At 57.3% G+C, this 15949-nt stretch carries 11 protein-coding genes; 6 read left to right on the top strand and 5 right to left on the bottom strand.

Annotation, left to right across the window (positions count from 1 at the left end; genetic code table 11):
- Window positions 1–102 precede the first annotated feature (102 nt).
- Entirely contained in the window at window positions 103–876 is a 774-nt protein-coding gene (locus UH5x_RS09590) for a response regulator transcription factor (RefSeq protein ID WP_047814207.1), read from the top strand.
- A 231-nt stretch (window positions 877–1107) separates the two neighbouring features.
- Here UH5x_RS09590 and UH5x_RS09585 read toward each other — a convergent pair whose 3' ends face one another.
- From UH5x_RS09585 to UH5x_RS09575, 3 genes are read right to left on the bottom strand one after another with little or no spacing between them, the layout of a single operon-like run.
- Window positions 1108–4554 (bottom strand): AsmA family protein, encoded by a 3447-nt coding sequence (locus tag UH5x_RS09585; RefSeq protein WP_482635532.1) that lies wholly within the window; start codon window positions 4552–4554, stop codon window positions 1108–1110.
- Between the two features lie 45 nt (window positions 4555–4599).
- Window positions 4600–6231: a hypothetical protein gene (locus UH5x_RS09580; RefSeq protein WP_482635531.1), complete on the bottom strand. Its 1632-nt coding sequence runs from the start codon at window positions 6229–6231 to the stop codon at window positions 4600–4602.
- Window positions 6224–7465: a glycosyltransferase family 2 protein gene (locus UH5x_RS09575; RefSeq protein ID WP_482635530.1), complete on the bottom strand. Its 1242-nt coding sequence runs from the start codon at window positions 7463–7465 to the stop codon at window positions 6224–6226. The genes UH5x_RS09580 and UH5x_RS09575 overlap by 8 nt, the downstream gene beginning before the upstream one ends.
- 221 nt (window positions 7466–7686) lie before the next feature.
- Between UH5x_RS09575 and UH5x_RS09570 the strand changes: the two genes are divergently transcribed.
- Window positions 7687–8202, top strand: a complete 516-nt coding sequence (locus UH5x_RS09570; RefSeq protein WP_047814205.1) for an NUDIX hydrolase — start codon at window positions 7687–7689, stop codon at window positions 8200–8202.
- A gap of 529 nt (window positions 8203–8731) precedes the next feature.
- On the opposite strand, the gene UH5x_RS09565 is transcribed toward UH5x_RS09570, so the two are convergent.
- On the bottom strand, window positions 8732–9310 hold the full coding sequence (locus UH5x_RS09565) for an anthranilate synthase component II (RefSeq protein ID WP_047814204.1): 579 nt from the start codon (window positions 9308–9310) through the stop codon (window positions 8732–8734).
- A 187-nt stretch (window positions 9311–9497) separates the two neighbouring features.
- Here UH5x_RS09565 and UH5x_RS09560 point away from each other — a divergent pair, with 187 nt between their 5' ends.
- The 4 genes from UH5x_RS09560 (at window position 9498) to UH5x_RS09545 (ending at window position 12976) form a co-directional block, all read left to right on the top strand.
- Entirely contained in the window at window positions 9498–10142 is a 645-nt protein-coding gene (locus UH5x_RS09560; protein ID WP_047814056.1) for a DUF2617 family protein, read from the top strand.
- 89 nt (window positions 10143–10231) lie between these two features.
- Window positions 10232–10951, top strand: coding sequence for a HisA/HisF-related TIM barrel protein (locus tag UH5x_RS09555; protein WP_482635529.1), 720 nt, complete (start codon window positions 10232–10234; stop codon window positions 10949–10951).
- 130 nt (window positions 10952–11081) lie between these two features.
- Window positions 11082–12119 carry a flotillin-like protein FloA gene (gene floA / locus UH5x_RS09550; protein ID WP_047814054.1) on the top strand — a complete coding sequence of 346 codons (1038 nt, stop codon included), beginning with the start codon at window positions 11082–11084 and terminating at the stop codon, window positions 12117–12119.
- A complete protein-coding gene (locus tag UH5x_RS09545) occupies window positions 12116–12976 on the top strand; it encodes an alpha/beta hydrolase family protein (RefSeq protein ID WP_482635528.1) in 861 nt (286 codons plus the stop codon). The genes floA and UH5x_RS09545 overlap by 4 nt, the downstream gene beginning before the upstream one ends.
- A gap of 230 nt (window positions 12977–13206) precedes the next feature.
- Here the strand turns inward: UH5x_RS09545 and UH5x_RS09540 are convergent, their stop codons facing one another.
- Window positions 13207–15669, bottom strand: a complete 2463-nt coding sequence (locus UH5x_RS09540) for a PSD1 and planctomycete cytochrome C domain-containing protein (RefSeq protein WP_482635951.1) — start codon at window positions 15667–15669, stop codon at window positions 13207–13209.
- Window positions 15670–15949: the final 280 nt, after the last annotated feature.

The following is a 15949-nucleotide window of genomic DNA, read 5'->3' as shown; positions in this document are numbered from 1 at the left end:
CAGATGGCTGGCCCGAATCACCGCTTTTTTGAGTGGGGGGATAGCTCGTCATTTGACGGTTTTTGTATGTGATATCCCATCTGAATGGGAAGGGGCTTGAACTTGATTGATTCCACGAATGAGCGTGCGGGTGTGTGTTTGCTGGCCCGGAAGTCGATGGGGGAGGCGACGTCGGTCGACCTGAGAGCGCTGATCGAGTCCGACTCCGATTGGGGCTTGGTGCAGTGTTCTTCCAGCGATCAGCTGCTGGAATGGATCGCTGGCGATCGACTCCAGCGGCCGGGATGTTTGGTCGTGGATGTCGAATTGATCGGCGACGGTTTCCAGCGTGTGCAAAAGGCATTGTCAGATTCGAATTGCAGTGTGCCGCTGATTTTAGTCGCAGGTGAACTGCCGATTGAAACGGTGATTCACGCCTTTGAGAAAGGTGCATGGAGTGTCGTTCTAAAATCGGCGGACGGCGTTCAAAAGTTCAGTGGCTCACTCCGGGATCATATCCACCAAGCGATTGACTGGGATGGTTTTCAGGTTGGGTTGGAAAAGGCCCATCGCAAACGCAACCGAATTTTGGAAGGTTTGACGGAGCGGCAACGCAAGGTGCTCAACTGTGTGATGGACGGGATGCCAACCAAAGCCATCGCAGCCAACTACAAGGTTTCCAAACGTCTGATTGAGTTCGAACGCAGCCACTTGTTGTCAGCGTTTGGTGTGGCCGGAACCGCAGAGCTGACGGCAGTGGTGGGCGAGCATCGAATCATTGAGCAGCTCTTGGGGCGCTATCGACGGGTCGACTATGCCACTCAAGGGCGTACATTCCAACGGCCAATGGTCCTGCGCGGCTCCGTATCAAGAACTCCAGTCCAGGCAGACGACTAGTATTTTATCCTTCCAAAACTCGATCAGGGTTAACCGGGGCAGATCGAAGGGCCTGAGCTTGTCTTATCGCTCGACGATCGGGAGACCTTGGTCGAGTCTTTGGTTGGATGGTCGGTCGCGTTTCTGATTCGCAGTCGCGTTTTTGATTCGCAACTGTCCAGCTGCTCTCGGTGCAGAAGAGTGGTTTTCGCATCCACTCGATTTGCTATGACGACAGTTTCTTGCGTCGCGCTATCGGTTGACGTTCCCACCATCGGCGGTGGTCGAACGCACCATGCCTGGGAACCAATCCTCCATGGTTTGCGTGATCCCGCTGAGTGATTTCCGGCGGATCGTCGGCGCTTCGATTGGGCCATCGACTTCGATCGTCCACAGTGTGTAACGGTTGTCACGCAGCGGATTGACGACCTTGCTGAACAGGTTCTGCGGGCTGACGCGAGTGTTGAAGGACATGTCCAGGTGTTCGCGGCGGCTGAGCGTTCCACCGCCCTCCAAGGCGACCAGATCGCCCCAGAGCACCAGGCGATTGAAGTTCAAGTCTTCGCCGAAGATGGAGAATTCCGTTTCGCCGTTGGTGAAAGCAACGTCTTCCGTGGCTTTGATGCGTAGCAAGTTCAGGACCTGAACGAGATAGGGCAACTGATACAGGTTGGCGCCGCTGACACTGCCTCGACCATTTCCTTTGAGCAGATCCAAATCGCCCAAGCGACCTTCCAAGTGAGAGTCGCCGTCAAAGCGTCCCGTGATCCCGGTGCGGTGCTGGCCAATTTCAGACAGGCAGGTTGCGATCTGGGCGTTCGCGAGCGAGGCGTCAATTTCAAAGTCGCCGCTTGAGAGGAGCACGCCTCCGCTGAGGCTGAGTTTGCCGCCGAACAAGGCACCCACGATCGGGACGCCGCTGCCGTTGGGCTCCGGATTGGGGGAAGGCAGTCGAGCGTTTTCACCCAGTCGAAGTTGCTCGTTGGTGATCGAGAACGGGCCACGCAATGAGGTGATTTGCAGTCCGTAGGCGTGCATGGAATCCAGGGCGATGTTTCCAACCGCTTGCAGCACTTCTGCATCACGAACGCCTTGAACTTGGATTTCACCACGAAGCGAATGAACCGGGCCGACATCCGCAATTCGGTTGCCTTCGAGTTGCAGCAGCAGATCCCAGTCGATCAACGGCGTCGAAGTGTCGTCATTGGCCATCAACAGATTGGTTTTCCCTCGAAGGCTGATGGGACCGCGTAAATCGAGGGCTCGGAGTGCTTTGCCCACTTGTTCGGGCATCGCCGCAATCAATTCTTCATCGGGTACCAAACGGCAGCCACTGTGCAGGTCCATCGCGAGCAACCAGCGTCCCGATGGGTGCTGTGTGCAGGTTCCATCGGCAACCATCCGGGATCCATCGTGGCGGCCTTGAAGGTTGCTGATTCGGACTTGGTTGTCTCTGTATTCGACGTGGCCACCGACGATGTCGATGCGATAGGGGACCGCCACCGGGCGAAGGCTCAGTGAATCCGGCGTCACTTGCCCAGACGCAATTTGGTTGGCGACCAAAGTCAGGTCCAGTGGTTCGATTCCGGATTGATGGATGTGGGCATCCAGTTGGTCCAGTGTTCCACCAGGTGACAGGGAGTCCCAAATGTGGCGAGTCGACTCGGGGAGTGACACCCGAAGCGATTGGTCCATCGAGAGGTCGGCGACTTGGAAACGCAGGTTCAGCTCCGAATCGGAAAGCGTCCCTGGTTCTTGCTTGGGAATGTGGTACAGCCCTTCGCATTCCACTTTGGCTGATCCCGCGTTGTTGGCGGTGAAGCCAATGATGCGAACCAAGTTATCCTCGATTTTGACGCGGCCTTTGACGTTGTACAGCGGGTAAGGGAACTTGTCGTAGCGAAGCGTTCCACCCGAGACACCGAAATCAAACTGACGGGATGAGTTGCCTTGGGGATCGGTTTCGAGGGTGGCGGTAGCCCATTCGATCGCCCCCCGTGGTCGCAAGGAGCGAACAAATTGCTCCACTTTTGAGAAGGATCGCGACGTGCTGGTTTCGGTCAGCGGACCCGGAACGGTGGCCATCATGGGGGCGTTGGGATCGCTCTGGCGAGACTCACGCGGGGTCAAGGAAGAGATCAGGGCGTCATCGATCAGAACCGCGCCTTCGGTCTGGATTTTGATCTGTTTGGTATGAACCCGGGGCGAATCAGGATCAATGTGGACGGGAACACGAAAATCACAAATCAATCGCTGGCCACCGGCGCGGCCGGTGAGTTGTTCGGCGGTCGCGAACCCGTCTTCGATCCGGATCGTGCCGACCAGTTGCTCGACAGGGTACGGGAATTTGTCGAATTGAACGTCGACGCCACGCACATCCACCTTTGATTGCAACTCCCAAGCTTTGGATCGCAGGGGCGCGGGGTTGGTCGCGTGTGCTGTCAAGTTCAAGCGGCCGCGAGCCTGGAACTTTTGCCACAGCGCGTGCAGTTTGCTCGGCATCACTTCCGCGAAGGAGCGATCCAGGGTCAGGCCTTCTCCGGTGAAATGCAGGTCGGTGGCACCCAGATCAAAACTGGTTTGGGATTGGCGAACCAAGGCAGCGGATCCACGGAGGGTGCAAAACGCTTCCCCAAATTGGGCTTGGGTCGGAAACAGCTTGATTTCTTGGGGAGTGATCTGAATCCGTCCGCGAGCCTGACGGATTTTGGATGGCAAGCGAGGGTCGTCCAGGTTGCCATCGTGCAAGTTCAGATCGAGATGGAATTGGTCTTGGTCGTTTTGCCGGGTGTACTCGGCGGTCAAGTCGCCATGCAGACTGACACGCGCCTTGGCGGGCAACCACTGGGCGATTCGTGAGCGGACCCTGGCGATCACTGCGTCGTCGATGTGGCAGTCCTTGATGGCCGTCTTGATTCGCAATTGTCGGTTGGTTCCGTCGATCACATTGTCGAACGCCAGTTCAATGGGGCCACTGAAATTGCTGTCTCCGCGAGCGAAAACCAGTTTGCGTTCGGAGGCTTTTCCCGAGATCAAGGTGGTTTCGACGTCGGATGTCTCGGTGGAGATCGCGATGTCGGACCATCGAAGCTGGAGCGGTTGCATGGCAGCCGACATCTGAGCCGGATTCGCGTCGCCTTGATCGGTGTCCCCGGAAGAACTCGCGTCGAAGGTCACGTTTGTCACGACCCCATACAGATCAATTTGTGGGCAGGCCGGTCCCATTTGTGGCAGCGGAAAAAGCGATGCCAACGAGAGCGTGTTGTCGTGGGCGACATGCAGATTCGCGTTGACGCCCTCGACCGCGATGCGGCGGGTGGAAAGTGGGCTGTCGCCAGCCATCCATTTTTGTGGGTCGAGGTCCGCGAAAACGGTCAGGCGGTCGACCTTGACCGCCGGTTGCTGCGACCACCACTTGGAAACCAGGTTGGGACGACTGGTTTTCGGAGAGATTTCGATCGACTCAAAGACCAGGCCGGTGCCGGGTTGGAAGGTGCCACGCTGGATGGTGACATCCCAATCTTGGTAGTGGGCGTCCAGCTTCTTTTCGAGGTAACGTCGGGCCTGTTCCCCAACGGTTTGCGGCAACAGGGATCGGACCAGGAAGACGGTCAGCACGCATGTGATGATCAGCACCACTGCCGTTTTGAAACGGCCGGCTTTGCGGCGAGGCGGGTGTTCCTGACCAAGTTCGGCCAAAAGGTTGTCTCCTCCTTGAGACAATGATGAGCTAGCGACCCGATCCTACCGGGTCATTTCATCACCCAGCCACCCCAAAAAACTCGCAAAACGATAGATCCACGGACTCTGCCAGGGGGATGACAGGCTGGTTGAAACCGAAAAGGCACTGGCGGCAAGCAGCACGAGCGTGAAACACCGGCCTTGAATCTTTTCGCTCAGCGAACTCAGTTCCGGAACCAGGCTGTAAAGCCACAGGGGGGCAAACCACAACATCCAGCGGAAACAAACGCTGACCCCCCCGTAGTTGCGGTCAATCTCAGGCCGAGCAATGTAAAACACGAGGCAAACCACGCTTGCCAACGCGATGGCGGCGGAAAGCCGCCGCATGTAGCTGGGGCCATGCCGGCATCCCGCGACCATGCCAACCGGCACCAGGAACCAGAGTGGCGTGATTGAGAAAATCCCGTAGTAACCAAGCGTGGCGTGAAACAGGTAAGCAATGCGGCTGGGTTCCCCCAAATCGACTCCGCGTCGTTTGTCCGTTCGCCAGTAACTTCCTGGGTAGTCGTACCAATCGTCCCAAACGAACAACGCCCAGTTGGCGCCGGTTTGGGCCAGTTTGTATTGAGTCTGTTTGAGGGGGGCGGACGTTTTCGATTGTTCGGCGATGACTTCGTAGCCACCTTCGGTGAGCTTGCGGAGACTGATTTTGTCGGCTGCCTGAAGTGTGTTGCTATGTGACAACGCCACTTCGATCTGGTCGGTCCCCGCATCGGCGGACAAGTCGACGGTCTCAATTTGTTCTCCGACGCTTCGGTGAGCGTACGGTGTCCGCAAGCTTCCATGAGCCCATTGATTGGTCCCGACAATCCCCAGCAAGACAACGCCCGCTCCCAGCGCAAAGCCGGGAATCGATCGGGGGTTCATCCAGCCGAACAGCACCGCCCACAGGGCCAGCATGGACAGGGCGGGCAGTTCACAGGCAACTGCGAAGGCCGCGGAGGCTCCCGCAATCACCCACGGAGCGAACTTGGGATGATAGGTGATGCCCGAAAATGAATCGGCCATCTTTTCTGCTGCACGGAGATACAACCAAAGCGTGAGCGACGTGGCGGCCGCAGCGAACAGATGGTTGTTCAGTGAGATCGCAAAGGGCACCATCATGGTGCCGAAGCAAGCAGCCGCGACGCCCATCCGACGGGCGTAATCGGAGGCACCGATCAGCTCCACGATCAATGCCATTGTCACCAAGAACACGGCCAGAACCGGCAGGTTGATCAACAGCAGCAACAGCCGCGGGACATAGATCGGTTGTTCCGTCATCGTCAGCCCGGTGGTGTGGTGCACGACGCCGTACACACCGGCCACCATGGTCACCAACAGCGTGGGTTTGCTGCTGTAGTAGTGCAGTTGGCCATCGGCACCAACATGACGGACTTTGTCGATGGTGTTCCAGGGTCGGCGTTTGCCGTCTTCGGACCGGATCGAAATGGGCCGGTCGATGGCAAAGGTTCCCTCTTCCACCAGCGAAGCGACGGTGCACCAGCGACTGCGGTCATTGGCACTGAGGAATGCCGTGTCGCCTTCCTGACTGGAAACGACGGCAATGCGTCCGGCAACAATCGCCAAGGTCGCGACGATCATGATCGCGTAAGTATTGCGACGATGTTGTCGCGGGATTTCGTGTTTACGCATCGTGAATCGGCCCTGTCAAATTCGTGTCCTGTGCCGAGTTCGCACGGTCGTCTGGCTCGCCCAAGCCGGCCCAATCGGAAAGGCTGTATCCAGACGCATTGGGAAGCAAACGAGAGCCGCCCGCGGTGTTGGAAGTGGAGGGCATGGACTCGCCATGCATGTGCATCGTCTCGTGACGGTCCCGTGCCGCGGCAACCGAGATCACCAATTCAGCCAGCAAACCAGCCAAGACGCATTGAGCGCCCAGCAAGACCGCGAAAATGCAGTAGTAAAAGACGGCGGTCGAATGCAGATGCAATGGTTCCGCGTAGCCGAGTTCTGACAAAATTCGTTTGATGCTGAGGTAAATCATCCCAACCGAGCCCACCGCGAAGCACAGCAAACCAGCGGTGCCGATCAAGTGCAGCGGTCGGCGACCATAGCCGGTCACCAGATGGATACTGAGTAAGTCCAGGAAGCCTTTGACCAATCGCGAGACGCCATACTTTGACACGCCATGTTGCCGGGCGTGGTGCTGGACCACAATTTCGCCCACTCGAAAACCGCGAGCGGATGCGAGCACGGGAATGAAGCGATGCCGTTCCCCGTAGAGGTCGACTTCTGCCAAGACTTCCCGGCGATACGCTTTGAAGCCGCAATTGTGGTCGTGCAATTGAACGCCGGTCAGCGAACTGACCAAAGCGTTGAAGACTCGACTGGGCAGCACCTTGTGCCACGGGTCATGGCGAGTTTGTTTCCAGCCACTGACCACATCGAGACCGCCTTGGATTTTCTCAAGGAAGCGTGGGATCTCGGTGGGATCGTCTTGCAGATCCGCATCCATGGTGAACACGATCGCGCCGCGAGCGACTGAGAAACCAGCGCTCAAGGCGGCCGCTTTGCCGAAGTTGCGACGCAAACGCAAGGCACAGGTCGAATGCGAGTGATCGTCTGCGGCGCCGCAAAGCTCGACCATCTTCTCCCAGGTTCGGTCCGTCGAGCCATCGTCGACAAAAACGATTTGAACGCGGACATTTTGCTCCGCGCAGACATCGGTGATCCGTTCGTGGAGTTCCGCCAGCGAGGCTTCTTCGTTCATCGCGGGAATCACCACCGAAATTTCTTCGAGGCGATCCGGGCCGGATGATGACTGGCTTGGCTGAGACTCAGGTGTCTGAAATCCAGCCGATAATCCTGACGTGATCGACGCTGGCGAGGCGAGCGACGATGGGATCGGGGAGGAGTTGGTGTTCATTCGCGTATCATACTCAGGATGAAGCCACTTGCCACATTTGGGGGGACTGATCTGCGTTTTTGGGAGCAGTCGGCGTGGCGGCGCCGGAACATCCGCTGGTTTCGTTGCTGATCTCCCATCCGTTGCCTATCGTGACGCGAGGCCGGATGGTCGGTCTTGTTGTAGACAATCCAAGTTTCTTTCTGTCATGCGGGATCACGACCGCACTGGAGTCGATTCCCATGTCTGAACCCGAAGTGTTGTTACGCGGTAGTCGTTTTGATGTCATTGCGATCGATCTTCCCGGTCGAGACGGGCAGTCACATCGACGCGAATTCATCCAGCATCCTGGGGCGGTGGTGCTGCTTCCGCTTGTTGACGATGACACCGTGGTGATGATCGAAAACGAGCGTCCAGCCGTGGGGGAAAAACTGCTGGAGTTGCCAGCGGGGACCCGCGATCCCGGAGAAGAAGTGCTGGTCACGGCAGCTCGCGAATTGACCGAAGAAACCGGGTACCGAGCGGCGGATTTGAGTGTCGTCTGTGAGTTCTACTCGGCACCGGGGTTGGGCAACGAGTTGATGCACTTGGTCGTCGCCAAGGATCTCACCGCGGGCGAGCAGCAACTCGAGACGACCGAGCGAATTGAGACCAAGTTGATGCACCGTGACGAGTTATTGAAGCTCGTGCAGTCGTGTCAAATTCGCGACGCCAAAACGCTGATTGGGCTGCAGGCGTTTTTGTTTCAAAAAATTTGAAACGGATCGAAGAAAAAGTTCCCGGTGGGAGTCTCTCAGCGGGCCATTCGCCAAGAAAGAGCTCGTGCACTTTTCAAGTGCTGTGTTGGGAATGCCTTGCGAACCCTGCCCGTTGAAGACCAGGCTGTTGATTGAATCAGCCGGAACGGGATAGCGCCACCGATGGACATGCCCCCCACGCCGCCACTCTCCCTCCCGCCGTGGCCAATGGCCACGGCGGGAGGGAGAGTTTGATGGGAGCTCGTTTTCCGGGGGTACGCTGCTTCGCAGCAACCCCCGGCTACCATCTGAAATCCCTACCGGGATGAAGAAAGACAGAAGCCGGAAGAAAAATTGCATTCACTATCGGAACGGCAACAGGCGCCGCTTCCCATGCTCGGCTCCCTCCCTCGCGTACGCCTGAACGGCGTCGCTCGATCTCCCCCAAAACTTCGTTTCGGGAGAAATGCACCATGTGGAGCCCCGTCGAAAAGCGGGCCATAAAACGGCACGCCCTCAGAATGGAGAAAGGTTTTCTGTTCCGATCGGCTCACCACGCCAAGAAACGGCGAATCAGTTCAATTCCCGGTTCGGTTAAAAAACTTTCCGGGTGGAACTGCCAGCCTTCCAATTTGTGTTGCTGGTGGCGGACACCCATGATCTGACGATTGCCGCCGGTGTCCGTCCAGGCCCCGACCACCAGGTCATCGGGAACGGTGTTGGGGTCGATGACCAGCGAGTGGTACCGGGTGGCGGTGAATGGATTGGTCAGACCTGCAAACAAGCCTCGGTCGTCGTGATGGATGCCATCCGTTTTCCCGTGCATCAATTCGGGGGCTCGGATGATCGTCGCACCGAAGGCTTCCCCGATCGATTGGTGTCCCAAGCAAACCCCGAGAATTGGAAACTTCCCAGCAAAACGCCGGACGCATTCGACACTGACACCCGCTTCGGTCGGAGTGCAGGGGCCCGGCGAAATCAGCATGCGTTCGGGCGACAGGGCTTCGATCTCGTCGGGGGAAAGGTCATCGTTGCGATGAACGCGGATGTCCGCCGAGGGATCGATCTCGCCCATTCGCTGAACCAGGTTGTAAGTGAACGAGTCGTAGTTATCGATGACCAAAATCATGGCGGCAAATCCGAGGGGCAGCAAAGGGAGGCTGCAGGATAAGTGGCGGAGCGAGTTCTGTCGAAGTGACGAATCGGGCGGAACACGGATGTCAAGATGAATTCGTGACATTCAAAAGGAAAGGATATTCTTGGCGAGTCAAGACGTAAACGCTCTTTAGAAGGTTCAGCCAGACAGCGTATAATGATTGACTGACCGCGACGCGAAGCCTTCTTCGCGGCGAGACAGATACGAACTCTTCATTGGACTCTTCATCGTGCTTTCGGTTCGCCCCAAAGTTGCTGAGCTTGCGTTTCACTTGTTCAGCCGATCGCTGCACCCAGAGCTCATTCTGGTGCACCAGACGCGCAAAATTGAACGCGATGGATACGATGCCAAAATCGAAGTGACCAATTGCGGTCACGTCGTCACATTCAATTCCGCTCCCACGGCGGACGCCGCTGCGACCACGCTTTGTGAGGTCGCCACCAGCGCTCACCAGCCGTTGCCTTCGCGTCGATGCTTGATTCGACAGTCGCTCAAAGGCAGCCGGACGGAAGAAGCCACCTGTCGATCCGGTTTGACGTACCGATCGCATTTCCAGCTTGAAACGGTCGATCCAAAAATGTTCTGGATGGTTGGCCAGCAATTGGGGACGGGCCCCACCGAAGGTTTGCTTCATCGATTTGATTCGAGCGGCCGGATGGCGCTGGGGGCGATCAGCTACCTCAACATTGAAACGCGTCGTCGTTCGATGTTGATCCAAGCGATTCATACATTCCCGGATGACTACGCGATCGTCAAAGTGGAATCGTTGTTCACCTTGCCGGAACCCGGCGCTGCTTCGGCTTGAACGACGACCCAAGCCGTCGCCTTCCAAGCTCGCTTCAGCAACGACTTCGTCAACAGTGGAAGCTTCAGCTGAATCGGCTGATTGGCGTCATGGATCTGATGAATGGCGTTGCGGTTCATGGGATCGCGGGCCAGCGAAGTCGTTACCGACCTGTCGCAGAGCTTCCCGCCGGCGAAAACGCTCTCTTGAAGTGGTATCGATCGATTGGTGTCCGGCGGTTCTATGTCGCCGACCTGGACGGATTGATGAGCAATGGTCGCCAGGACGATGCTTTGTTGAACCTTGCCGCTGAGCTGCGCGATGGTGAAACGCTTTGGATCGACAGCGGTTGGCGTGGATCGGTTTCGCAAGCGGATCGCGATTGGGTGTCGCAGATGAGGTCATCGATCACGGCAGGATCTGACATTCGTTGGATCATTGCCAGCGAATCAGCCGACTCGATCGATGTGTTGGATCGAATGTTGGAATCAATCCCCGCGTCCCAGCTCACACTCAGTTTGGATTTTCGCGACGGGCAATTTGTCGGTCCCGATTCGGCGACGCATTGGATGCAGTCGGCCAGCGATCGGAACATTCGCGAGGCCATTTTATTGGACGTCGCCGCGGTGGGCGGTCAATCGGGACCCCGTGATTGCGAAACTTTTTCGCGATTGGTGCGGCAATTTCGCGGTGTGAATTGGATCACCGGGGGCGGGATCCGTTGTCCTGAGGACGTTCGGAAGCTTCTGTCGCAGGGGTATTCTGAAGTTTTGATTGCCTCGGCCTTGCTGCCTTCATCCGCTGCGGATGCGGCGTCGAAGACTTCCTGAAATCCACTGGATTGGCGATCTGCTGCCGCTTCGCTAGGCCGCAGTCAAACTGTTATCATTGAGAGGCCCGCCGGTGTCGATTTTGGACGGAACGGCGGGTTTCTGATTTGACTCACCAAGTGAAAACAACATGGCAATGATCGATTCGATTCACGATTGGAACTTGCTGGCGCAAAACCCGGGCGGCGGACTGGACTCCAGTTCCTTGTTGCTTCTGGTCGGCGTTTTTCTGGCGTTGTTCTTTGTCGCCGTGTTGGGATTCTTCTTTTTGCGGTATGGAAAGCTGTGGTTTCAGGCGTTCATGTCGGATGCCGATGTGCAGCTGTTGAATTTGATCCGCATGCACTTCACCAAGGTCAATCCGAATGTGATCGTGCAGGCCAAGGTGATGGCGGCGCAAGCGGGGTTGGACATCGGTCGCCGCGACGGAATCAGCACCCATCGCTTGGAAGCCCACTACTTGGCGGGTGGCAACGTGATGAATGTCATTCACGCCATCATCGCAGCTCATCGTGCTCAAATTCCATTGGAGTTTGACCAGGCGGCCGCGATCGATTTGGCTGGTCGTGATGTCTTGGACGCGGTTCAAACCAGCGTGTATCCCAAGGTGATTGATTGCCCTGATCCCAAACGCAGTGGCAAAACAACTTTGAGTGCGATCACCAAAAACGGTGTGGAACTGCGGGTCAGAACTCGCGTGACGGTTCGCACCAACATTGAGCAATTGATTGGTGGTGCCACGGAGGACACCGTGATCGCGCGTGTGGGCGAAGCAATCATCAGTTCCATTGGATCCGCGGAAACGCATTTCAGGGTGTTGGAAAACCCTGACATGATCACGCGAGTGGTCCTGTCGCGTGGCCTCGATGCTCAGACCGCCTTTGAGATTGTTTCGATCGACATTGCCGACATTGATGTCGGAGAAAACATCGGGGCTCGTTTGCAAAGTGATCAAGCGGAAGCCGACACGCGTGTTGCTCGTGCCCAAGCTGAACGGCGTCGGGCCGAAGCCATCGCCGCGGAGCAGTTGATGAAAGCTCGCGTTTCCGAGAACCGTGCTCGCTTGGTTTTGGCGGAAGCGGACGTTCCACGAGCCATGGCAGAAGCCTTCAAAGCCGGTCGGATCGGGAACGTTTCCAACGGGGCACCCGCAGAAGGCTCGGCGTGAGTTCTGGTATTCGAGCCACCCTCGGCGAACCGGTGGAAGGGCCTTTTGAACGACATTCCTGCCGTGTTCGATTTCCCGGGGGCAATGGGTTTGAGTTGGCTGGGATCGTTGACCGTCCTCGCGATCGTCTGACGAAGGAGGCACTCACCGACGTGCCGGTCGCCGTCTTCAGTCACTGCTTCACGTGCAGCAAGGACTTGAAGGCGATCGCCAGGGTTTCGCGACGTTTGGCGGAGCTGGGTGTCGCTGTTTTGCGGTACGACCTGACTGGGCTCGGCGGCAGCGACGGCGATTTCTCTCGCACTCACTTCACTTCCAACCAAGCGGACGTGCAAGCGGCGATTCAGTTTGCGGGATCCGAGGTGGGGGCCGTGACCGGCTTGATCGGGCACAGCTTTGGTGGTGCCGCGTCGCTTGCGATTGCCTCGGATGAAGCGGCGCGTCCATCAACCTTGCAAGCGGTTGTTGCCATCGCGGCTCCCAGTGACACCGTTCACCTCGCGAATTTGCTCAATCGAATGGATCCGAAGATTCAGGAAGAGGGAATCGGTGAAGTTGAGATTGGCGGCCGGCGTTGGAGCATCCGACGAGAGATGCTGGAGGATTTTCGCTCGCACCAACTCGCGGATCAATTGCCCAAGGTGGAGGCCCAGGTCATGGTCTTTCATTCACCCACGGACGAAACCGTTGGTTATGACCATGCGCTGCGAATTGCCAGTTTGATTGGCGGTGAGAACGAGCGGTCCAGTTGCAGCGTGGTGACTCTTTCCGGGGCCGACCACTTGCTGATCCGACACCCCGGCGATGCCATTTGGGTTGCGGACACGGCGGCCGCTTTTCTGAGCCGCTATCGCTAAGCAGGTGTCATCGGGTATGTGAGCCGCTGGCGTTAGCCACGGTTTTCACGCACAACCGGGGCGAACGCCCAAACGGCTCACATGGTTGTGCTCGATCACTCCTGCCGACCTGCTTAGTGGTCTATTTTTAAGGTAGTGGACGAGGCCACGAGTCCTGAACTGGCGTCAAATCCAAGGACTCGTGGCCTCGTCCACTACGATCAACGCAAACTTCTAGCTGTGGCAAACCACTAGAACACGAACACGAACTCGTTCCAGTTCAGCACGCTCAAGGCGTACAGCGCATTTGCCCGATCGGGGCCGACCTCGTACTTGGTGATCAATTCGTCGATCAGTTCGACGCCTTCTTCGATTTCAACATCGAGTGCCGGACGCATCAGGACTTGTTCGATCACGGCCGCGACAAACGATTGGGCGTTGGCTTCGCCAGGCAATCTGGCATGAACGGACTTGGCCAGTTTGTCGGCTTCTTCGTGAATGAAGTCGCTGTTGAGCAGCGACATCGCTTGCCCTGGTTGCAGAGTCGCAAACCGGGCTTCGCAAGTCGTGTCCGGTTCGGGAAAGTCGAATGCTGAAAGGAGCGGAGTGAGCAACGAGCGTTTGACGTGGATGTAGACGCTGCGTCGGTTGCGTTCTGCTTCACTGGAGTTTCCCCAGCCCTGGCCGGGCTTCGACTGGCCAGCCATGACTTCCGCAGAAAGGGTTGGGTAGAAGCTCGGCCCGTAGCTTTCGCGGTTGAGTGAATCGTTGACGGCCAGGATCGAGTCGCGAACTTCTTCGGCGCTCAAGCGTCGAGCATCGAATTTCCAGAACAGATCGTTGCCTGGATCGATGGCAGCGGATGCTTCCTTGATCTCAGAGGACATCTGGTACGCTTGGCTGGTGCAGATCAAGCGGTGCATGTCTTTTAATTTCCAGCCGCCATCAACCAAGCGGTTGGCCAGGTAGTCCAGCAACTCCGGATGGGTTGGGGGAACACCGAGGCCGCCAAAGTTGTTTGGCGAGCGAACGATGCCGCGGCCGAAATGGTGCTGCCAAATTCGGTTGGCCATCACGCGAGAGGACAGTCGGTTTTCAGGGCTGGTCACCCACTCGGCAAACACACGCCGTCGTTCGTTGGGAGTCATTTCCGGCGGCGATTCCTGAAAGACTTCCGGGAATCGTGGTGTCACTGAATCCGTCGGGGAGTGTGGGTTGCCTCGGAAAAGCAAGAACGTTTCTTCGATCGGGTGCAGTTTGCCAAGTCCGAGAACCTGTTGGCGATCGGGGAGTTCGTTGCGTTGCTTGGCGATCAGCTTGAGTTCTGATTTGATCTCGTCGTATCGTTTGCGTTGTTCTTGGGTCAGCAGCGGACGAAGCTTGTTCTTCAAGATGCGATCGCGTTGACGCTTGGCGCCTTCGGTGGCCCGTTGATCGGGAGCCGACATTTTGGTGATGCCGTCTTGTTCAATTTGGGTGGCCTCTGCTTCCAGTTTGCGTTGCTGGTCATCCAGTTTTGCGTAGGCTTCGTTCAGGCCTGGCGCTGAGACATCGATTTGGTTGTTGCTCACTTGGTCGCCGCGAGTCCCATACCGGCTGATGTCCGCGAAGAACGCCAGCATGCCGTAGTAGTCTGTTTGCGGGATCGGGTCAATTTTGTGATCGTGACAGCGAGCGCAGTTGATGGTCAGACCCAAGAAGGTTTGTCCGGTGACGGCGACCAGATCGTCCAGTTCGTCATAGCGAGCTTGCAATGGATCGGCGGGTTCGTCGTCCCAGATGCCCAGTCGGAAGTAACCGGTTGCCGTCAGCGATTCCGTCGTGACTTCGTCCAGCAGGTCACCTGCGAGTTGTTCGCGAACGAATTGATCGTAGGGTTTGTCTTCGTTGAATGAGCGAATGACGTAGTCGCGGTATTTCCAGGCGTTGGGTTTGGGATTGTCTCGTTCAAACGAGTTGGTTTCCGCGTAGCGGACCAGGTCCAGCCAGTGGCGTCCCCAGCGTTCACCGTAGTGAGGCGACTGAAGCAAGCGTTCGACCAGGTTTTCGTACGCGTTTGGATCGGAGTTGCGGACGAATTCGGCGACCTCCTGCGGTGTGGGTGGCAATCCTGTTAAGTCGAATGTCACTCGGCGGATCAGCGCGTGACGATCCGCAGCGGCGTTTGGCGTCAGGCCCGCCGCGAGCAGTGAGTCCAGCAGAAAGGCGTCGACCGGGTGGTCTGATTTTTGCCAAGCTTGGACGACGGGATCGATCTGGACCGCTTGGTTGTTGGAGGTTGCCTGAGCACGGAGGTTTTGGATCGCGTCGGTCATGCTGGGTGGGGGCACGTCCTGGACTGGTTCGTAAGCCCAGTGCTTGGTGAATATCGCGCCTTCTTCGATCCAGAGCCGAATCCGTTCGACCTCGGCTTCACTGAGCGGTTCGCCTTCTGGTGGCATCAATTCGTAGTCGTCGTTGGCCACGATTCGTTCCAGCAAGTGACTGGAATCTGGATCACCGGGCACAATCAGACGCTCCCCCGAGTCGCCTTCCACGAACGAAGTTTCCGCTTGGTGCAGTCCCAATCCGCTCTCGGCTTGGTCGGGGCCATGGCAGGAATAGCATCGTTTGGCCAGCAGCGGTTTGATGTCGTTGGCATAATCGACCTCAGCTTGGGCTGGCAAACTGAGCAAGAACGTGCAGCCCACGGCGACCCTGACCATCCGGGCCATCGCTTTGGCTGGTTGGGATGACCGGAGGAAGTTGAGGGGCGATTCGGCGAGCATGAGGGCGGGGCCGCAAATTGCGTTCATGCGAGACTCGTGAGGGCGAGATGGGCGGGAGGGTTGGTTGTGACGCTATTTCTTAGAAGGGATCGCGTCAGACGCAAGCCAGTATATCCTATCCGCGGTCGTTTGCGAAACGAAAGATCTGAATTGGAACGCTCAATTGGGGATGGCAAAAAAACTGGTTCGCTTATACTCTGCGCGCTTTCTGAACCAGCCAACCGGA

The organism is Rhodopirellula sp. UH5, from assembly GCF_056839225.1.
This window is presented reverse-complemented; position numbering and strand designations above follow the sequence as displayed.

What these genes read in the sequence shown, in the direction of transcription:
- UH5x_RS09580 (WP_482635531.1), bottom strand. Translation starts at nt 6,231, where the DNA reads ATGCGTAAACACGAAATCCCGCGACAACATCGTCGCAATACTTACGCG.
- UH5x_RS09575 (WP_482635530.1), bottom strand. Translation starts at nt 7,465, where the DNA reads ATGAACACCAACTCCTCCCCGATCCCATCGTCGCTCGCCTCGCCAGCG.
- UH5x_RS09570 (WP_047814205.1), top strand. Translation starts at nt 7,687, where the DNA reads ATGTCTGAACCCGAAGTGTTGTTACGCGGTAGTCGTTTTGATGTCATT.
- UH5x_RS09565 (WP_047814204.1), bottom strand. Translation starts at nt 9,310, where the DNA reads ATGATTTTGGTCATCGATAACTACGACTCGTTCACTTACAACCTGGTT.
- UH5x_RS09555 (WP_482635529.1), top strand. Translation starts at nt 10,232, where the DNA reads ATGGATCTGATGAATGGCGTTGCGGTTCATGGGATCGCGGGCCAGCGA.
- floA (WP_047814054.1), top strand. Translation starts at nt 11,082, where the DNA reads ATGGCAATGATCGATTCGATTCACGATTGGAACTTGCTGGCGCAAAAC.
- UH5x_RS09540 (WP_482635951.1), bottom strand. Translation starts at nt 15,669, where the DNA reads ATGGCCCGGATGGTCAGGGTCGCCGTGGGCTGCACGTTCTTGCTCAGT.